Here is a 17,623-nt window from a genome sequence, read left to right as displayed (position 1 = left end):
CCCTCGTCGGCCCCCGTCGGCCCCTTCGTACGTGACGCGGATTGGTCCACACGGGCGGCGGACGCGATCGGGGGATCTGGTGGGCGATGCCGGAGAGGGGCGGAGCCGGTTCGTGGGCCGGCTGCTGGTCATGGCGCTGTGTGCCGTGGCGCTGTTGCAGGCGGTGCGCCCGGCGCTGCACTCGGCCCGGGCCGGGATCCGCATCGTCTCCGATGGTAGCGAGCGCGCCTTTCTGGACCAGTTGGAGTATCTGAGCGACGAGTTCCAGCGGCAGGTCCCGGTCGGCGCGCGGGTCGCGGTCGTCGACGAGGACGCGGAGTGGACCATGCGGCTGAGCGAGCTCGCCACCCTGCACGGCGGCATCGTCGTCCTTGCTGCCGAACACCCGGACCTGGAGGTGTCGCGAGTCTCCGACCCGGCCGCGCCGCACGGGATCGGGCTGCTGACTCGCCGGCCGGTGGCGCGATGAGCAGTCTGCTCGGCGTCGCCCTGCTCGCGGCGGCGGGGCTGCCGCTCGCCTTCGCGCTGACCCGGGCGCTGCCCCTCGCCCTCGTGTTCGCGCCGCTGGCCGGCGCGGCGGTGGCCACCGCCGCCGTGGTACTGATGATCGTTGTCGGCGGTCCGATGCTGCTGTGGATGATGCCGGTGCTGCTGCTGACCGGCTACCTCGCGTGGCGGCTGCGCACCCTGCCACGGTTGGCCCACAGCTCCTGGCGCGACGCCCTGCTGTTGACGGTGCCGCTCGTCCCGCCGTTCCTGCCATTCCTGCAGCAACCCGCGTCGTGGGACGCGCACCTGATCTGGTGGCTGCACGCCGGATACTTCACCCACGGCGGCGGCTTCGCCCGCGACGCGATCGGCAGCCAGGCCCTCGCCTTCAGCCACCAGGACTACCCGCCCCTCGCTTCCGCCGCGGTGGCGCTGGTCTGGCTCGTCCTCGACACCCGCGACTTCTACCCGGCGGCGATCGCGACCGGGGCGGTGACGGCCGCGGCCACCGCCGCCGTGGTCCATGCGGTGCGGTCCGTCACCGCGAACGGGTCCGCGCTGCTGTCCTGGGTCGTCGCGGTCGCGGTCGGCTACTCGGCGTTCAGTCCACTGTGGCTGGTGCCAACCGCCGGGTTCAGCGACGCCATGTGCGCCACCGCCTTCGCCGCAGGTGCCGTGCTGCTGCTGCTCGCCCGGGAGCCCTTCGGGCGGATGCTGCCCATGACCCTGCTCCTGCTCAGCTGCGCGGCGCTGATGAAGAACGAAGGACTCAGCCTGGTCCTCGCCCTCGCCGTCGTCGGCACGGCGAAGCACCGCCGGACCATCCGCCGCGTCGGATGGGTCTGGCTGCCGGTCGCGGTCGCCGCGGCCTGGTCGGTCATCGCCCGGGTCTTCGGCGCCCGCACCGACGTCCTGGCCGGTCCCCGCCTCGGCGAGCTGCTGCACGGTGACCCCGGCACCGTCGGCCGCTTCCCGCTGGTCTTCGCCACGATGGCCGGCAGGGTGGACCAGATCGTGGTGTTCGCGGTCGCCGCCGCGCTGCTCGGACTGCTGCTGTTGCGCGACCGGCGGCGAGCGTTCGGCCTGCCGAGCGACCTGTGGCTCTGGGCCGTCGCCGCACTGTACTGGGTCGTCATCACCGTCATCTATCTGATCACGCCGATGTCGCTGCAATGGCACCTGGACACCTCGGTCGACCGGGTCGTCATCGCCTTCGTCGTCCTGGCCTGCGCCAGCGCCGCCTGCTGGGCCGTGACCGCCTGGGGCCGGCCCACCACCGCCGAGAGCCACGCCTCCGTCGCACCGGCAAGCCCGGTCAACACCGCTCTGGAGCAACGATGAAGCTGTCCATCCTCATGCCGGTCTACAACGAGGAAACCCGCCTCGAACGAGCCCTCAAACAGGCCCTCGGCGTGACCTACCCCTGCGAGATCGAACTCGTGGTCGTCGACGACGGCAGCACCGACAGCACGAGCGACATCCTGCACCGCGCCGACGACCCGCGACTGCGCTCGATCACGCATCCGAGCAACCAGGGCAAGGGCGCCGCCATCCGTACCGCGGTCCAGCACGCCACCGGTACCCACATGGTCATCCTCGACGCCGACCTCGAATACGACCCGCTGGACATCCCAGGACTGCTCAAGCCGGTCCTGGACGGCGACCCGGACACCGTGGTCTACGGCAACCGCACCTTCGGCAGCCACAGCTCGTTCTCGTTCTGGTACGTCCAGGGCAACAAGGCCGTCACCACGTTCGCGAACATCCTGTTCAACTGCTACCTCAGCGACCTCGAGACCTGCTTCAAGCTCATGCCGATCGACCTGTACCACTCGCTGAACATCAGATCGAAAGGCTTCGGCATGGAAGCCGAGGTGACCGGCAAACTCCTGCGCCGCGGCATCCGCCCGTACGAGATCCCCATCGCCTACCGCGCCCGCACGCGCGAGGAAGGCAAGAAGATCACCTGGCGGGACGGCGTCGAGGCGCTGTGGATCCTCGTCCGCGAACGCCTCCGCAAGCCGCCCCGTCAGCCGGCCTCGTCTCGCTCGTAAGCGCGTCACCGCACCGCCGCGCCGGCAGGTTTCGCGCGAGTCAGCGGGCCTCGGTGAACACCTCCTCGACCAGGTCGCGTGGAATGCCGTGCGTGTCGTGCAGGTAGTGCAGGTCCTCGTCGGTGAGCGGCCCCCGCGCGAGCAGGCGCTCGACGATCGGCCGCCCACGGCGCAGCAGCGCGCCGAAGCGCCGCTCCTCGTACACCAGGACATCCTGGACATAGTTGGGGTCGACCCGCAGCCGGAACTGCTCGACGGTCGCCGCGATCGGCTCGACGGGCAGATCCCCGAGCGACCGCGTGGGATCGTCCCGCCACAGCCGGGTCAGCACCCGACGCACGAGCCGCCGCAGCACGTATCCGCGCCCGGTGTTCGACGGATGCACCCCGTCACCGACGACCACGACGGACGAGCGCAGATGGTCGACGACGACCCGGTCGGTGACCGCCCGCGTCCAGGGCTCAAACACGTCGATGTCGAACACCGAGGACCGTCCCTGCAGGACCATGGCCATCCGCTCGAGCCCCATCCCGGTGTCCACGCTCGGCCGCGGGAGGGGTCCTCGCGTGCCGTCCGGCTGCTGGAGGTACCGCATCATCACGTGATTCCAGACCTCGACCCAGCGAGGCTCGGTGGACGGCGTCCCGGTGGGCGGCCCGTCCCCGGTCCACACGAAGATCTCCGAGTCCGGCCCGCATGGCCCGGATGTCCCGTTCGACCACCAGTTGTCCGCTTCACCGAGGATCTCCAGCGGTACCCCGAGCGACTCCCACGTCGCCCGCGAACGCTCGTCGCCGTCGAACACGGTGACGTGCAGCCGCCCGTCCGGCACTCCGAACCCGTCGCGGAGCAGCTCGTACCCCCACCGCAGGCTGGTCTCGCCGGGATAGTCCCCGAGCGACCACGACCCGAGCATCTGGAACACGGTGAGATGGGTGTCGTCCCCGACCTCGTCCAGGTCGGTGGTCCGCAGGCACCGTTGCAGCCCCGTGAGCCGCTGCCCCGAGGGGTGCGGTCGCCCTTCGAGATAGGGCGTGAGCGGATGCATCCCCGCACTGGTGAACAGCACGGGATCCCGGTCGGGCGTGATGAGCGTGGCGTCGCCGACGAGCGCGTGCCCCCGCTCCCGGTAGAAGTCGAGAAACGTGTCGACGATGCGCTGGGTGCTGGTCATCGGGGTGGTCCTCTCGGGGAGTGGACCGGACCACGGCACGCACAGGACACAGAACAGCCGGCGAACCGTGTTCCGGTCGCCGGCTGAAGGAGGTCTTCAGATCAGGCAGCGGCGCCCGGCGAGCGGGAAGCTCGCGCGGCCGCGACGATGGATCGCCTGAACTGCATGGCCCCGACTATAGCGCACCCCCGCGCTCTCCCGCTGTCAGGACCTGTCCGTGCCGCGCCTCCTTCGCCGGGAGTGACTTCGGCGAAGGAGGCGCGGGTTCAGCGGTGCGTCAGCGGCCGGCGGCCGGGTTGGCCACCTCGACCTGGTTGATCTGCTCGCCCGTCAGGACGTCGAAGGCGCGCACGATCGTGCGGTCCGGGTACACCGCCACGGTCAGCACCGCCGGGGACTCGGGGCGGTCCGTGGCCGAGTCCTCGTCCCACGGGTCGTCCGGGCTCGGCGCGAACTCCATCGCCAGGGCGCCGGTGTTGATCGCGGTGTAGCCGTCCGGGCTGCCGCCCTCGGTGACGACCCGGGCGGACCAGTCGCGGCGGTACGGGGACCAGTGCGTGTGGCCGCTCAGGTAGATCACGTTCGAGTACTTGCCCACGACCGCCTCGAGCTCGAACTCGCGGGGGCCGTTCTCGTAGAAGTTGCCGTACGTGCCCGACACCGTCCACTCGAACGGGTAGTGGCGCATCACCAGGACCTGCTTGCGCTGGCCCGCCCAGTAGGCCAGGCGCTGCTTCAGGAACGCCATCTGGGCGTCGCTGATGTCCTGCTTCTCCTCCCCGGCGACGCCGGCCTCCGGGCCGATCACGATGATCGGGACGCCGCCGACGACCTTCTCGTAGTAGGTCTTGTCGATGCCGGCGCCCCACTTGTTGGCGAACGCGAGGAAGTTGGCCTGCTGCTGCTCCCGGGTCAGGACCCGGCTGCGGACGTCGTGGTTGCCGATGGCGGGCAGGACGGTGGGGAGCCGGTGGCGGGCGAACGCGGCGCTCACGTCCGCGTACTCCTTGACCTGCTGCTCCTGGGTCTGGTCACGCGGCCCGGAGATGATGTCGCCGACCAGCAGCATCGCCTTCGCGCCCGGGGCCTGGCGGCGCAGGAGCTCGAGCGCGCCGTCGGTGTACGGCAGGCCCTCCACCTGGATGTCGCTGAGCACCTGGAACGTCGTCGCCTTGGCGTTGCGGGCCAGCGCCGGCAGCGGCGTGCGGACCACGACGTCGTCGATCGCCCAGTACTGCTGCGGCCGGTTGTTGCTGTACGCGAACCGGAAGACAGCGGTGCGGGCCCGCGCCGGCACGTCGACGCGGAGCACCTCCTGGCCGGAGATGACGTCGCCGCCGCCGTTGGCGCTGGTGCGGGCCGCGGAGTAGCGCAGGACCTCCCGCTCCGCCCCGCCGTCGAACGCCACCGTCACGCGGCCGACGGCCTTGTGCGCCTGGCGGTACTGCGAGGAGAAGACCAGCTCGACGGCGCGCTTGCCGCCGACCGGCACTCCCGGGCTGACCAGCGTGCTGTTGACCGGGTGGTCCCCGTCGACGGCCGCGCCCTTGGCCGCCGCGACGCCGTTGTCGGCGACCGCCAGCACGCCGCGGGCGCGCGAGAACTGGTTGCGCTGGTCGAGGAAGCAGCGCGGGTCGAGCGGCCGGTTCTTCTCCGGGTCGCAGCCGACGCCGGCCGGGGCGGCCGCGGCGAACCAGTCGTCGCGCTGGGTGAACGTCCAGCCGCGCCAGCCGGCCGCGGTACCGTCGGTCTCGACCTTCCAGGCATTGCTGCCGCCGTCGAAGTTGCCGCGCCAGACCGTCTCCTGCCCCGACTGGCCGTGCCCGGGCTCACCGGCCTGCGCGGCGGAGGGCACGAGGGCGATCACGGCGGCCGCGAGGACCAGCAGATGGCGTTTGTTGGATAGAGGGTGGGCCATCACGTCTCCCTGACTGAGACAACAGGTGAGGCTCACCTTGCCGACATTGATCAACACGCCGGTGAACGCGGCACGTTGGCCGGATGAGAAGCCGACGATGCACGTCGGGTGCCCGGGTCAGGCCGGCGCCCGGCCCAGGCGGCGCAGGTGGCCGGTGATCCGTTCGGTGTCGGGCACGCCGAGGCCGGTGTAGAGCTCCAGGGACCGCTCCCAGTGCCGCCCGGCGTCGTCCAGGTCGCCGACGGCGTGGTGGGCGGCGGCGAGCCCGTCGTGAGCGTCCGCCTGCTCGTGGCGGTCGCCGGTGTGCTCCGCGAGTGACAAGGCGATCGCGTACCAGTCGCGGGCGGCCGCCGGGTCGCCGGCGGCGAGCAGCGCGGCGGCCAGCCCGTTGACGGCCTCCACCTCGTTGGCGCGTTCCCCGATCTCCCGGAACAGGGCCAGGGCCTGCCGGTGGTGGCCGATCGCGGCCTCGGGCCGGCCGAGCGCGACGAGGGCGCGGCCGAGGCTGTTCAGCGCGGCCGCCTGCCCGGCCTGGAAGCCGATCTCGGCGCAGATGGCGAGCGCCTGCTCGTGGTACTCGACCGCCTCCCGGTACTCACCGGCGTGCTGATGGGCCAGGCCCAGATTGTCCAGGGAGTGGGATTCGCCGAGCCGGTGGCCGAGCTCACGCAGCAGCCCGAGGGCCCGCCGATGGCCGTCGATGGCGGCCCGGACGTCGCCGAACTGCCGGTTGCCGATGCTGATGTTGTTGAGCTGCGTCGCCTCGCCGAGCCGGTCGCCGATCGCGCGGAACAGGTCGAGGGCGCTGTGGTGGTGCTCGCGGGCGCGGTCGTAGTCGCCGAGGCGCCAGGCCGCGACGCCGAGCAGCTCCAGGCAGCGCCCCTCGCCGCCGGCGTCGCCCCTGGCGCGGCAGATCTCCAGCGCCTGCCGGTGCAGGCCGGCGGCGTCGGCGAAGCGGCCGACGCGCCGGTACGCGATGCCGAGGTGGTTCAGCGCCACGGCCTCGGCGGCGGGGGTGCCCTGGTGCCGGGCCGCGTCGAGCGCGCGGGTGTGCACGATGAGCGCGTCGGCGTAGTGGCCGGCGTCGAGGTACCGGTGCATCGCCGCGGCCAGGGCGATCGTGTCGGCGGGCCGGCCGTGACCGGTGAGCGCGACGATGTTGGCGCGTTCGCGGTCAAGCCAGGCCCGGGCGGTGGCGGGGTGGTCGAAGCCGCCGGTGGGTGCGCCGTCCGTCTCCCCGGGGAGCGCGGTCCCGACCGCGGCCGCGGCTGTGCTGACGTAGTGCTCGAAGAGCCGGCCGAGGGCCGCGGCGCGGGTGGCCCGGCCGTCCTCCTCGCGGCCGCGTTCGGCGGCGTAGGCCTGGAGCAGGTCGTGCATCGCGTAGCGGCCCGCGGTGGGCTCGGCGAGCAGGTGTGCGCCGGTGAGCTCGGCCAGCAGCGACGCGACCTGCGCCGGGCCGAGGCCGGCGAGGCGGGCCACGGCGGCCGTGCCGAGATCGGGCCCGGGGTGCAGGCCGAGGAGCCGGAACAGGCGGGCGGTGGCGGGGGTGAGCTGGCGGTACGAGCAGCCGAAGACCGTCCGCACGTCCGTTCCCGGTTCACCGCCGCTCAGCGCGTCGAGCCGGACGCGGTCGCCGCCCAGATCGGCGGCGAGGTCGGCGAGCGGCAGGCCGGGGCGGGTTGCCGCCCGGGCGGCGGCGATCGCCAACGCCAGCGGCAGCCGGGCACATTGCTCGACGACGGTGTCGACCGCGCCGGGCTCGGCCGCGGTGCGGTCCGCGCCGAGCCGCTGGGTCAGCAGGGTCCGGGCCTCGTCGTGCGTGAGCAGGTCGAGGGGTACGGGCAGGGCGCCCTCGGCGGCGACGAGCCCGGTGAGGCGGTGCCGGCTGGTGACCAGCGCCAGGCAGCCGGCCGCGGCAGGCAGCAGCGCGCGGACCTGCTCGGCGTCGCGGGCGTTGTCGAGCAGCACGAGCATCCGGCGGCCGGTGAGGAGGGTACGGTACAGCGCCGAGCGCGCATCGGGGTCGGCCGGGATGCGGGCGGGCGGCAGCCCGAGGGCGGTGAGGAACCCGTGCAGGGCTTCCGGTCCGCTCACGGCGGCGCCGGTGGGGTGGAAGCCGCGGAGGTTGACGTACAGCTGCCCCTCCGGGAAGCGGGCGCGGACCCGGTGGGCCCAGTGCACGGCGAGGGTGGTCTTGCCGACGCCGGCGGTACCGGAGACGACCAGGACGGCCGAGGACTGGGCGTCGAGGCCGGCGGCGAAACGGTCGAGCGCCGCGAGGGCGTCGGCGCGGCCGGCGAAGGACCGCAGGTCCGCGGGCAGCTGCGCCGGCGCGGGCTGGGGCGGGCCGGGCGGCGGACGGTGCTGGGTTGTGACCATCGTTTCCTGCCGCAGGACCCGCCGGTGCGCGGCCGACAGCTCGGGGCCCGGCTCGACGCCGAGGTCGCCGACGAGCCGCCGCCGGATGCGGGCGTACACGCTCAGCGCGTCGGCCTGCCGCCCCTCCGCGGCCAGCACCGCGATCAGGCACGCGTGGAGCAGCTCGTGGAGCGGGTTCGCGGCGGCGAGCTCCCGCAGCGTCGGCAGGCACCGGCGGGCCTGCCCGGCGGCGAGGGCGAGGTCGGCGTACCGCAGTGCCATCGCGATGCGCTCGTCGAGCACGGAGGTGATGAGCGGATGGTCGCGCAGCTGCGGGATGTCGTCGAGCGGGCTGCCCCGCCAGCGCCCGGCCGCCCACTGCAGCAGGTCCAACGCCCGGTCCGGGGGTGCGCCGTCGGCCCCCTGCACGGCGCGGCGGAACTCGCCGAGGTCGAGCTGGCCGTCGGTGAGGTCGAGCAGGTAGCCGCCCGCCGTCCGGTGCGGCCCGGACGGATGCAGCGCCGACCGCAGCCGCGACAGGTGCGTGTGCAGCGCGTGGGCCGCGTTCGCGGGTGGCCGCCCGTCCCACAGGACGTCGGCGAGGTCCGCCACCGGCACCGCGATGTTGGCCGAGAGGGCGAGCCGCCCGAGCAGGGCGCGCCGGGCGCTGCGGCCGACCGGCACCGGCTGCGCGCCGCGGTGGACGGTCAGCGGCCCGAGGATGCCCAGCCGCACCGGTGCGCCGGAGTCGGCCACGGGACTCGGCCCGACCGGCTCGGCACCGGCGGCGCGACGGAACGCCGCCTCGCCGTCACCGTCCAGTCGCAGGGCGCCGACCAGGGCGTCGACCGAGCGCAGGTGCGGCCGGCGGCTGCGTCCCTGCTCGAGGTCGCGGATCGCGGCGACGCTGACCCCGACCCGTTCGGCGAGCTCACGCTGGCTGAGTCCGGCCGTGCGGCGGTGCCCGCGCAGCACCGCGCCGAACCCGTCGACCCTGTCCGTCTCCACGTTGATCCGTTCCGCTGCGTCCGCCCCACCCTAGTACGGGCGGAGTACGGGTATCGCATCGCAACCCAGCGGACAGACCCGCCCGTGATGATCGAGGAGGGGCGGATCGACCCCGGCTGATCACGGGGCAGTCGGGGCGCCGCTCAATCTTCACCGGTACGGCAGGCAACGCTGAAGCGCCGGTGGCGGCCGTGCCAGACGGCGGTCGGCAGGGCCACGGCGGCGATCCCGGCGGCCACGACGCACACCGCGGGGTAGAGCGACAGCGCGTCGCCGCGCAGGCCGACGCTGATCGAGGCGGCGGTCACGCCGAGGTACACGCAGGAGATGAACGCGGCCGTGACCTCGCCGCGGCGCGACTCCGGCGCGAGGCGTACCCGGCATCGGCGCCGCGAACCGCGCTCACCCAGTTTGTGGTGTATCACGGCGGCGCCCGGCCGCTCCGTTGGTTGCCTGTACCTCCGTAGCGAAAGGTCGGTCACCATGGGCGCTGGAATCCCGCTGTTACCGCATCCACCTGATCCGCGACGCCACCCGGCGGTGCGCGGCCCGGCGGCCATGGCCGCTGCCGCCGCCCTGGTCGCGGGCATGCTCGTCGGCCTGCCGCACGCTGCCCGGGCCGCGGCGACGCCGCCTCCGGTCAGTGCGGTGATCACCCTGACGATGGACTACTTCGAGCGTTTCGAGGTCCCCGACGACGGTATCGACGAGGAGGGCGAGTTCGCCCCCGAGGTGTTCATCGGCGACGCCGCGACCGGTGGTGGCGGCGGTCAGCGGGGCGGCGTCGTCTCCGACGACCACTTCCACCCCAAGAACCTGACCGGCTCGCAGCGGTGGGTCTTCTCGCAGCGGGTCACGATGCCCGAAGGTCGCCGGACGCTGCCGATCACGGTCCGGATGTGGGACGTCGACGACTTCCTCAACTTCGGCGGCGACAAGATGGACATCAGCCCGGTCAACCAGGACATCGAGCTGAACCTGACGTACGACATCCTCACCGACACGTGGGCCGGCGACTCGCTCTCCTCGCGGGAGCCGTCCGGGTGCATCGACCACGAGGGCAACCAGCAGGGGCAGGTGTGCGCGATCGGCGACGGCGACCCGAACTTCGAGGGCGACGGCAACGGCAAGCGTGCCCAGCTGGGCCTGACCATCGTGTCCGAGCAACACAGCGACGCCGACGGCGACGGGCTGTCGGACCGGGACGAGCGGTTCGGCATCCGGTACCCCGACGACGTGATGGCGGTCGACCTGCCCCGGTACGGGGCCGACCCGCTGCACAAGGACCTGTTCCTGGAGCTGGACTACAGCGACGGCCAGGCGCCCTCAGCGCTGGCGATCGAGGCGGTCAAGAACGCGTTCCGGCTGGCGCCACTGCCGAACCCGGAGGGCGGGCCGGGGCTGAACCTGCACGTCGACTCGGGTGGCCTGTGGGACAAGGGCGGCATGGAACGCACCGGGCGGCCGGACAGGACCTGCAACGACGGCACCGACAACGACGGCGTGGACGGTGCCGACGGCGCCGACCCGGACTGCTACTACCGCGACATCGGCGTCGAGGACTTCACCGCCAACTGCAACAACGGCATCGACGACGACGGCGACGGCAAGAGCGACAAGGACGACCCCGACTGCATCGTCGGTGAGGACCTGGGTGGCGGGAACCAGCTCGCCGCGCACCTGGACAACTGCGGCTTCGGCGACGTGTTCAACCAGGCGAAGGGCTCACCCGGGCACAACTTCAACGCCATGCGGGCGCGCGCCTTCAACTACGTGATCTACACCAGAAGTACCGCCGACTGCGACAAGGGCGGCCAGGGCTCCGGCACCGACATCATCCTGTACCGCACCGACGGCGGCGCCCTGCTGCACGAGCTCGGCCACAACCTGGGCCTGCGCCACGGTGGCGGCGAGGACGCCAACTGCAAGCCGAACTACGTGTCGTTGATGAACTACGACATCAACTCGGGCATCCCGCGCGCCGGCGGCGGCCTGCTCCTGGACTTCTCACCGCCCCGGATCGACCTGTACGACGGCACCTCCCGTCACCCGGCGCCGCTGGCCAAGCTCAAGGAGGACGACCTCTACGAGGACGTCGCGCAGGATCCCGGCGACTCGCAGAACCAGTTCGTGTTCCTGGACGGCATGCGGGTCAAGCGGACGATCCCGCTCAATGCGCTGCCGGACTGGAACGGCGACAACCCCGCCGGCAACGGTGACGACGGGCACGCCAAGCAGAAGGTCAACATCGACAACACCGGTGCCGACGACTGCACCGACCTGACCAGGACCGCACCGGCGACCGACGACAGCGAGATCAACGGCAGCGACGACTGGAAGACCGTCCTGGCGTACCTGCCGCACCGGTTCCCGCAGCCGGGTGCCGCACCCCCCGCGGTCGAGCCGGGAACGTTCCCGAACGCGCAGCAGGCCGCCCGGATTCTCGCGGCCAACAACACCACGGATCTGACGGTCGGGATCGCCGACTCGCCGGACCCGGCCGCCGCCGGCGAGTCGGTCACCTGGACGATCACCGTGACCAACCGGGGACCCAACTCGTCCACCTCCACCGAGGTGGTCACCACCCTGCCCGCCGAGGTCACCGATCCGGCCACGAGCGCGCCGTGCACGGTCGACGGTCGCCGGGTCACGTGCAACCTGAGCGAGCTCAAGCCCGGCCGGAGCCGCTCGTACACGATCACCGCGAAGATCCCGGCCGGCCTGGTCTACGACAACGGCGGCCCGAAGATCATCGAGGCCACGACCAGGGTGCGCAACCTGGCCGGGCCCGACTCGGCCGGGGCCGACAACACCGCCACGGCGCAGACCACGGTCATCGCCAAGGCCGACGTCACCATCAGCAACGCCACGGCGGCCACCCCGCTGGAGGTCCTGATCGGCGAGCCGGGCTCGGCGGCCCTCCAGTTGACCGTGGCGAACGGCGGGCCGTCCACCCCGGTCGACGCCAACGTCACCGTCGCCGCCACCGCCGACCCGGGCGTCACCGTCGCTCCGGCGTCCGCGACGACCGCGGTGCCGGCCCTCGCCAAGGGCGCGCCCCGGCAGGTGAGCTTCACCGGGCAGCTGAGCTGCACCACACCCGGCGTCAAGACGGTGACGCTGACCTCGACGGTCGCCCTGGCGAACGCCGCGGACGTGGACCCGGATCCGTCCAACAACGTGCGGGTGACCACGTTCCGGATCGACTGCGTCGTGCCGATCGCGATCAACGTGCGCCCCGGCAGTACCACAAATCCGATCAACCTCAACACGGACGCGAACCTGGCGGCGCTCACGACGACCGCGGGCGAGTACGGCCTGCCGATCGCCTTCGACGCCACGACGATCGACGTGTCCAACACCCGGTGGGGCCTGCGCGAGAACCTGTTCAACACCGCCAACCCCACCGGAGCGACGGAGCGCCACGGCAAGGGCCATCCGGAACGCTCGTACGAGCTGGACGAGCGGACCCGTGACGCCGACACCGACCTGGTGCTGCACTTCCGCCCGTCCGACTCCGGCCTCACCGCGACGACGACATCAGCCTGCCTGAAGGGCAAGTACCGGGCGGCCGACGGCAACGTCTACACATTCCTCGGCTGCGACACGGTCCACATCGTGCCGTGATGCCACCGCCGGCCCCGGCGTACCCGCCGGGGCCGCGCACCTCCCGCTCGACGAAGCCCTCCGCTACCGGAAGTTCCGCGATCATGAACGCGTCCGTCGCGATGGCACGTCCGGACCGAGGGCCCGCGCCGGCTCGGCCGTCCGCGTGACCGGGGGTGGCCGGGTCGGTGGCCTCAGCGTGCCGGTGCGACTCGCCGGTCCGCAACTGCGCGGGGGAGACGTACACCTGCGCGAAATGCCGACGTAACTCGCCGCTGAAGCGGCTCAGCTTGATCGCCTGGTGGGACGCCGGGCGGCGTGGTTTTGCCGGCTGGTCACCACGATCGGATGATGGGGTCGTCGTGCCCGCCCCGCCGCCACCGCTCGTTGAAGCGGCGGAGCCGGTCGGGGTCGGAGATGCCGCGCACGACCCCGATCCGGTCGCCGCGAACGTCCAGGACCACCACGCCCAGGACCCGGTCGCCGAGCGCGGCGATGAGGGCGGGGCAGGAGTTGACCACGCCGGCGTGCATCGCGGGGGAGCCGCCGGCCAGTCGCCGCTTCGCCGGCGTCGGCTTGAACCCGGCCCGCAGGGCGGCGGCGATCCGCTCGGGAGTCGAGAACCGCAGCCATCTCGTGCCCTGCCCGGCGCCGTCGGAGATCCCGGTGGCGTCGTCGGAGAGCAGCGCCACCAGCCGTTCTGTGCGGCCCGAGGAGGCGGCCTCGACGAAGGCCTCGACGATGCGGCGGGCGGCGGCGTGGTCGATGTCGCCGGCGACCCGCCCGGCGGTGACGCGGCGCCGGGCGCGGTGGGCGTGCTGCTGGCTCGCGGACTCGGTGATGTCGAGGATCTCGGCGATCTCGGCGTGGCTGTAGGCGAACGCCTCGCGCAGCACGTAGACGGCCCGCTCGACCGGCGAGAGGTGTTCCATGAGCGTCAGCACCGCCAGGGTCACCGATTCGCGCTGCTCGACGGTGTCGGCGGGGCCGAGCATCGGGTCGCCGTCCAGGAGCGGCTCGGGCAGCCAGTCGCCGGCCGCACGTTCCCGCCGCGCCTGCGCCGACCGGAGCCGGTCGAGGGACACGTTGGTGACCACCTTGGTCAGCCACGCCTCGGGCACCTCGATGTGTTCCCGGTCGGCGGCGTGCCAGCGCAGGAACGTGTCCTGCACCGCGTCCTCGGCGTCGGCGGCCGAGCCGAGCAGGCGGTACGCCAGCGAGGCCAACCGGTCCCGGTTGGCCTCGAAGCGCTCCACGGTGGCAGCGTCCATGCGGTTCACGCTAACCAGCGACCTCCGCGGGTGCGCGGTGGCGCACAGCGGTCAGGCGGCGCCGTCGGGCCGGCAGTCCGTAGGTCGGGTGGCTCATGTTCCATGCGGCCCCGCTGAGCACGAATGCCTTGAAGCGCGCGGCCGTGCGGCCGCGCAGGGACCAGGGCTTCGACCGCGCGTCGCCGTCGACCGCCTGGAAGATCGCGTCCTTCCCGCCGAGGCTGATGCAGTTGCCGAGGTACTCGAGCGGGGTCTTCGAGATCCGGTGGCCGGTGAGGTCCCCGATGATCGCGGCCGTCGCCTGCATCCGGGTGAAGCCGGCCGACGCGCACGACATCGGCAGCGGCCGGCCGTTCGCGCCGATGACGTAGGCGCTGTCGCCGGCCGCGTAGACCCCCGGGTGCGAGACGGACCGCATCATCCGGTCGACGGTGATCCGGCCGTCGGCTTCGACGGCCAGGCCGCTGGCGGCGGCGATGGGGTGCACGGCGAAGCCGGCCGCCCACACGGTCGCGGTGGCGGCGAAGACGGTGCCGTCGGCCGCGACGGCACCGGCCCGCTCGACGCGTTCGACGGTGGCGTGCTCGTGGACGGCGATCCCGAGCCGGTCGAACGCGCGCAGCAGGTGCCGGCGGCCCTTCGGGGCCAGCCAGCCGCCCAACTCGCCGCTGGTGGCGACGGCGACCCGCAGCCCGGGCCGGGACTCGGCGATCTCGGTGGCGGTCTCGATGGCGGTCAGGTTGCCGCCGACGACGAGCACCGTCCCGCCCTCGCCCAGCTCGTCCAGGCGCCGGCACAGGCGCAGCGCAGCCGGCTGTCCGGCGACGTGGAAGGCGTGCTCGGCGACGCCTGCGACGCCCTGGCCGTCGATGGTGCTGCCGAGCGTGTAGAGGAGGCTGTCGTACTCGATCCGCTCGGTGCCCTCGCCGTCCGCCACGGTGACCGTCCGCTGCTGCGGGTCGACGGCGGTGACGCTCGCCACTCGCAGCCGGATGCCCGTGCCCGCGAACATCTCCGCCAGCCCGTGGCGGCGCAGCGGCCGGCCGGCGGCGAGCTGGTGCAGGCGCATCCGCTCGACGAAGTCGGGTTCGGCGTTGACGACGGTGATCTCGAAGTCGTCGGGCTGCAGGTGGCGGGCGAGGTATCCGGCCGCGGAGGCGCCGGCGTACCCGGCCCCGAGGACGGTGATGCGGTGCCGCATGTGCTTCCTCCCGTCTTTCGCTTGACCTCAGAACGAGATGGCGCACGGATTCCTGACAGGTCGGACTGTGGCGTGGGTCACCATGCAGGGCGGGCGGGCGAACTGCGCCAGGATGCTGCGCGACACCTGCAGCGGTGCCGCTGTCACCGAATCACCGGATCAACCCTCCATAGAATCTGACGAAAGCAGAAATTCGACTAAAATAGCCTCAATGCATGTCGGTTCGCTGTCCCGGCTGGTGCGACCGACACCCCCGCCCTATTGGCTGGGGATCGCGGTCGCCGCGTCACTGATCGTGGTGGAGACCCTCCTGGTCTATCCACTCCGGGGGCTCATGGCGCCGTTTTACCCGGGCATGATCTACATCTTCGGCGTGCTGGTCGCCTCGATGGTGTGGGGAATGTGGCTCGGGATGGCCACAGCGGTGGTGAGCACCGGGGCGTTCGTCTATTTCCACGTTCAGCCGCTCGACCGGTTCGCCGTCTCCGACGTGCGGCAGGCCGTCGGATTGGCGCTCTTTCTCGTCGTCGCGGTGGCGACGAGCGCGGTGGCGGACCTGTCCCGGCTGCGCGCCGTCCAGGCCGAGGAGTCTGATCTCACCGCTGAGATGGCCCGCCTGCTGCTGCACGCGGACGACCTCCCCACGGTGCTGCCCGCGGTCGCGCAGTGCATCGCGCGATCGCTCAAGCTGCCGGACGCGGTGATCCACCTCGCCATGGTCCCCGCCGACGACCGGCACTCGGCGTTTCCGCTTCGCGCCGGTGCCGTCTCGCTCGGGACCCTGGTGGTGCCGGCCGACGTGCCCGAAGTGACGATGCGGCGGCTGCGGGAGCGCGTTGTGCCGGCGTTGGCGCCGCTGCTGCACGCCGGCCGCGAACGTGCGGCCGTGCTGGACTCCCTGGAGGCAAGCCGGGAGCACCTGCGCCGGCTCGCCGCCGAACAGGCGGCGCTGGGGCGGGTGGCGCACCTGGTGGCCAGCGGCAGTGATACCCGCGCCGTCTTCGACGCGATCACAACGGAGCTGTACGGGCTGATGGGTGAGCAGTACCGGGCATGGCTGTGCCGCTTTGAGAACGACGCCACGGCCAGCCTCGTCTCGGCCAGCATGTCCGACCTGAGCAAAGATCAGATGCGCCTGTCGTTCGAGGGCGACAATGTCCTGGCGCTGGTGTGGGAGACCGGCCGCACCGCCCGGATGGACAACTTCGACAACGCCGCCGGCCCCGTCGGCACGTTCGCTCGTGCCACGGGCATCCGCTCGGTGGTCGGTGCGCCGATCGTTGTCGAGGGGCGGCTGTGGGGCGTGGCGGGCGTCGGATCGACCCGGCCCGAGGCACTACCGCCGGACACCGAGGCCCGCGTCGGCGCCTTCGTGGGCCTCGCGGCCATCGCCATCGCCAACGCCGACAGCCGGGCCGAGCTCACCGCGTCCCGGGCCCGGCTGGTCGCCGCCGCGGACCAGGCCCGCCAGCGCATCGAACGCAGCCTGCACGACAGCGCACTGCAGCAGTTCCTCGCCGTCGCGATGCAGGTCGGCGCCGTGCACGCCAGCCTGCCGCCGGAGCTGGAGCAGACCAGGGCGGAGCTGTCGCGCGCCCTGTGCGGCCTGAACAGCGCCGTGGACGAGCTGCGGGAGATTTCCCGGGGCATCCACCCGACGGTGCTGTCCGCGGGCGGTCTGCCACTCGCCCTCAAGGCACTCGCCCGCAGATCGGCGGTGCCGGTCGACCTCGACCTGCGCACCTGCCTGCGCATGCCGGCGGTGGTCGAGGTGGCCGCGTATCACATCGTCTCCGAAGCGCTGACCAACGCGGCCAGATACGCCAACGCCACGGTGGTGCACGTGGAGGCGGCAACCCGCGATGCCGCCCTGCACCTGTCGATCCGCGACGACGGCGTCGGGGGCGCCGAACGTCACCGCGGGACCGGCCTCATCGGCCTCCAGGACCGCGTCGAGGCGCTCGGCGGACACCTGACCATCACCAGCCCCACCGGCGGCGGCACGCTGCTGCTGGCCACCATCCCAACCGCATCCGCCGCCAGCGTTCCGCCCGAGTAGGCGAACCGGCTCGGCGGGGTCGGAGCCCCGCGGTCGATCACGGGGGGCCGCTGCCGTACGGGCGCGTGAGGATCTCCAGGTTGTGGCCGTTCGGATCGTCGAAGTACACACCGCGGCCGCCGTCACGGTGGTTGATCTGCTGCGGCTGGGCGTGGTGCGGATCGGCGTAGTAGGCCATCCCAGCCTCCCTGATACGACCGAAAATCGCGTCGAACTCGTTCTCCGAAACCAGAAACGCGTAGTGCTGAGCGGTGATCGGCTCGCCGCCGGTGTCGATGAAGTCCAGGGTGACGCCGTTGCTCATCTCGACCGGCACGAACGGGCCGAAGCGAGGACCCACCGGCACCCCCAACACCCCGGACAGGAACTTGGCGGACGTCTCCTTGTCGCGGGCCGCGACAATCGTGTGATTGAGCTGTATGGACATCGCGTGCCTCCAGACTCGTGGCGCTTTCATCCTCTTCCTACCTACCCCCGAACACCCG

General features: G+C 72.3%; 12 protein-coding genes. 5 read left to right on the top strand and 7 right to left on the bottom strand.

Going from position 1 to position 17,623, the window contains the following annotated elements:
- The first annotated feature begins 112 nt into the window (after positions 1–112).
- From IEZ31_RS11280 to IEZ31_RS11270, 3 genes are read left to right on the top strand one after another with little or no spacing between them, the layout of a single operon-like run.
- A complete protein-coding gene (locus IEZ31_RS11280; RefSeq protein WP_190249744.1) occupies positions 113–469 on the top strand; it encodes a hypothetical protein in 357 nt (118 codons plus the stop codon).
- Entirely contained in the window at positions 466–1,830 is a 1,365-nt protein-coding gene (locus IEZ31_RS11275; RefSeq protein ID WP_190249743.1) for a hypothetical protein, read from the top strand. Before IEZ31_RS11280 ends, IEZ31_RS11275 begins: the two co-directional genes overlap by 4 nt.
- Positions 1,827–2,543 carry a glycosyltransferase family 2 protein gene (locus IEZ31_RS11270; protein WP_190249742.1) on the top strand — a complete coding sequence of 239 codons (717 nt, stop codon included), beginning with the start codon at positions 1,827–1,829 and terminating at the stop codon, positions 2,541–2,543. Before IEZ31_RS11275 ends, IEZ31_RS11270 begins: the two co-directional genes overlap by 4 nt.
- A gap of 40 nt (positions 2,544–2,583) precedes the next feature.
- Here the strand turns inward: IEZ31_RS11270 and IEZ31_RS11265 are convergent, their stop codons facing one another.
- The 4 genes from IEZ31_RS11265 to IEZ31_RS56505 form a co-directional block, all read right to left on the bottom strand.
- Entirely contained in the window at positions 2,584–3,717 is a 1,134-nt protein-coding gene (locus IEZ31_RS11265; protein WP_190249741.1) for an alanine--tRNA ligase-related protein, read from the bottom strand.
- Positions 3,718–3,994: 277 nt separating this feature from the next.
- Entirely contained in the window at positions 3,995–5,635 is a 1,641-nt protein-coding gene (locus IEZ31_RS11260; protein ID WP_190249740.1) for a metallophosphoesterase family protein, read from the bottom strand.
- A 117-nt stretch (positions 5,636–5,752) separates the two neighbouring features.
- The gene (locus IEZ31_RS11255; protein WP_190249739.1) at positions 5,753–9,001 is read right to left on the bottom strand and encodes a tetratricopeptide repeat protein; all 3,249 of its coding nucleotides are present in this window, start codon (positions 8,999–9,001) and stop codon (positions 5,753–5,755) included.
- A gap of 143 nt (positions 9,002–9,144) precedes the next feature.
- Positions 9,145–9,426, bottom strand: a complete 282-nt coding sequence (locus IEZ31_RS56505) for a hypothetical protein (RefSeq protein WP_229834688.1) — start codon at positions 9,424–9,426, stop codon at positions 9,145–9,147.
- Positions 9,427–9,484: 58 nt separating this feature from the next.
- Between IEZ31_RS56505 and IEZ31_RS11245 the strand changes: the two genes are divergently transcribed.
- Positions 9,485–12,628, top strand: coding sequence for a CARDB domain-containing protein (locus IEZ31_RS11245; protein WP_190249737.1), 3,144 nt, complete (start codon positions 9,485–9,487; stop codon positions 12,626–12,628).
- 314 nt (positions 12,629–12,942) lie between these two features.
- On the opposite strand, the gene IEZ31_RS11240 is transcribed toward IEZ31_RS11245, so the two are convergent.
- Positions 12,943–13,878, bottom strand: coding sequence for a sigma-70 family RNA polymerase sigma factor (locus tag IEZ31_RS11240; RefSeq protein WP_190249736.1), 936 nt, complete (start codon positions 13,876–13,878; stop codon positions 12,943–12,945).
- Between the two features lie 10 nt (positions 13,879–13,888).
- Positions 13,889–15,079: an NAD(P)/FAD-dependent oxidoreductase gene (locus IEZ31_RS11235; protein ID WP_190249735.1), complete on the bottom strand. Its 1,191-nt coding sequence runs from the start codon at positions 15,077–15,079 to the stop codon at positions 13,889–13,891.
- A 67-nt stretch (positions 15,080–15,146) separates the two neighbouring features.
- Between IEZ31_RS11235 and IEZ31_RS11230 the strand changes: the two genes are divergently transcribed.
- Positions 15,147–17,138 (top strand): DUF4118 domain-containing protein, encoded by a 1,992-nt coding sequence (locus tag IEZ31_RS11230; RefSeq protein WP_190249734.1) that lies wholly within the window; start codon positions 15,147–15,149, stop codon positions 17,136–17,138.
- Positions 17,139–17,175: 37 nt separating this feature from the next.
- Here IEZ31_RS11230 and IEZ31_RS11225 read toward each other — a convergent pair whose 3' ends face one another.
- Positions 17,176–17,565, bottom strand: coding sequence for a VOC family protein (locus IEZ31_RS11225; protein WP_190249733.1), 390 nt, complete (start codon positions 17,563–17,565; stop codon positions 17,176–17,178).
- Between the last annotated feature and the right edge of the window lie 58 nt (positions 17,566–17,623).

The organism is Dactylosporangium sucinum (genome assembly GCF_014647515.1).
GTDB classification, from domain to species: domain Bacteria; phylum Actinomycetota; class Actinomycetes; order Mycobacteriales; family Micromonosporaceae; genus Dactylosporangium; species Dactylosporangium sucinum.
Note: the sequence above shows the minus strand (reverse complement) of the source record. Positions and strands in the feature narration are given on the sequence as shown.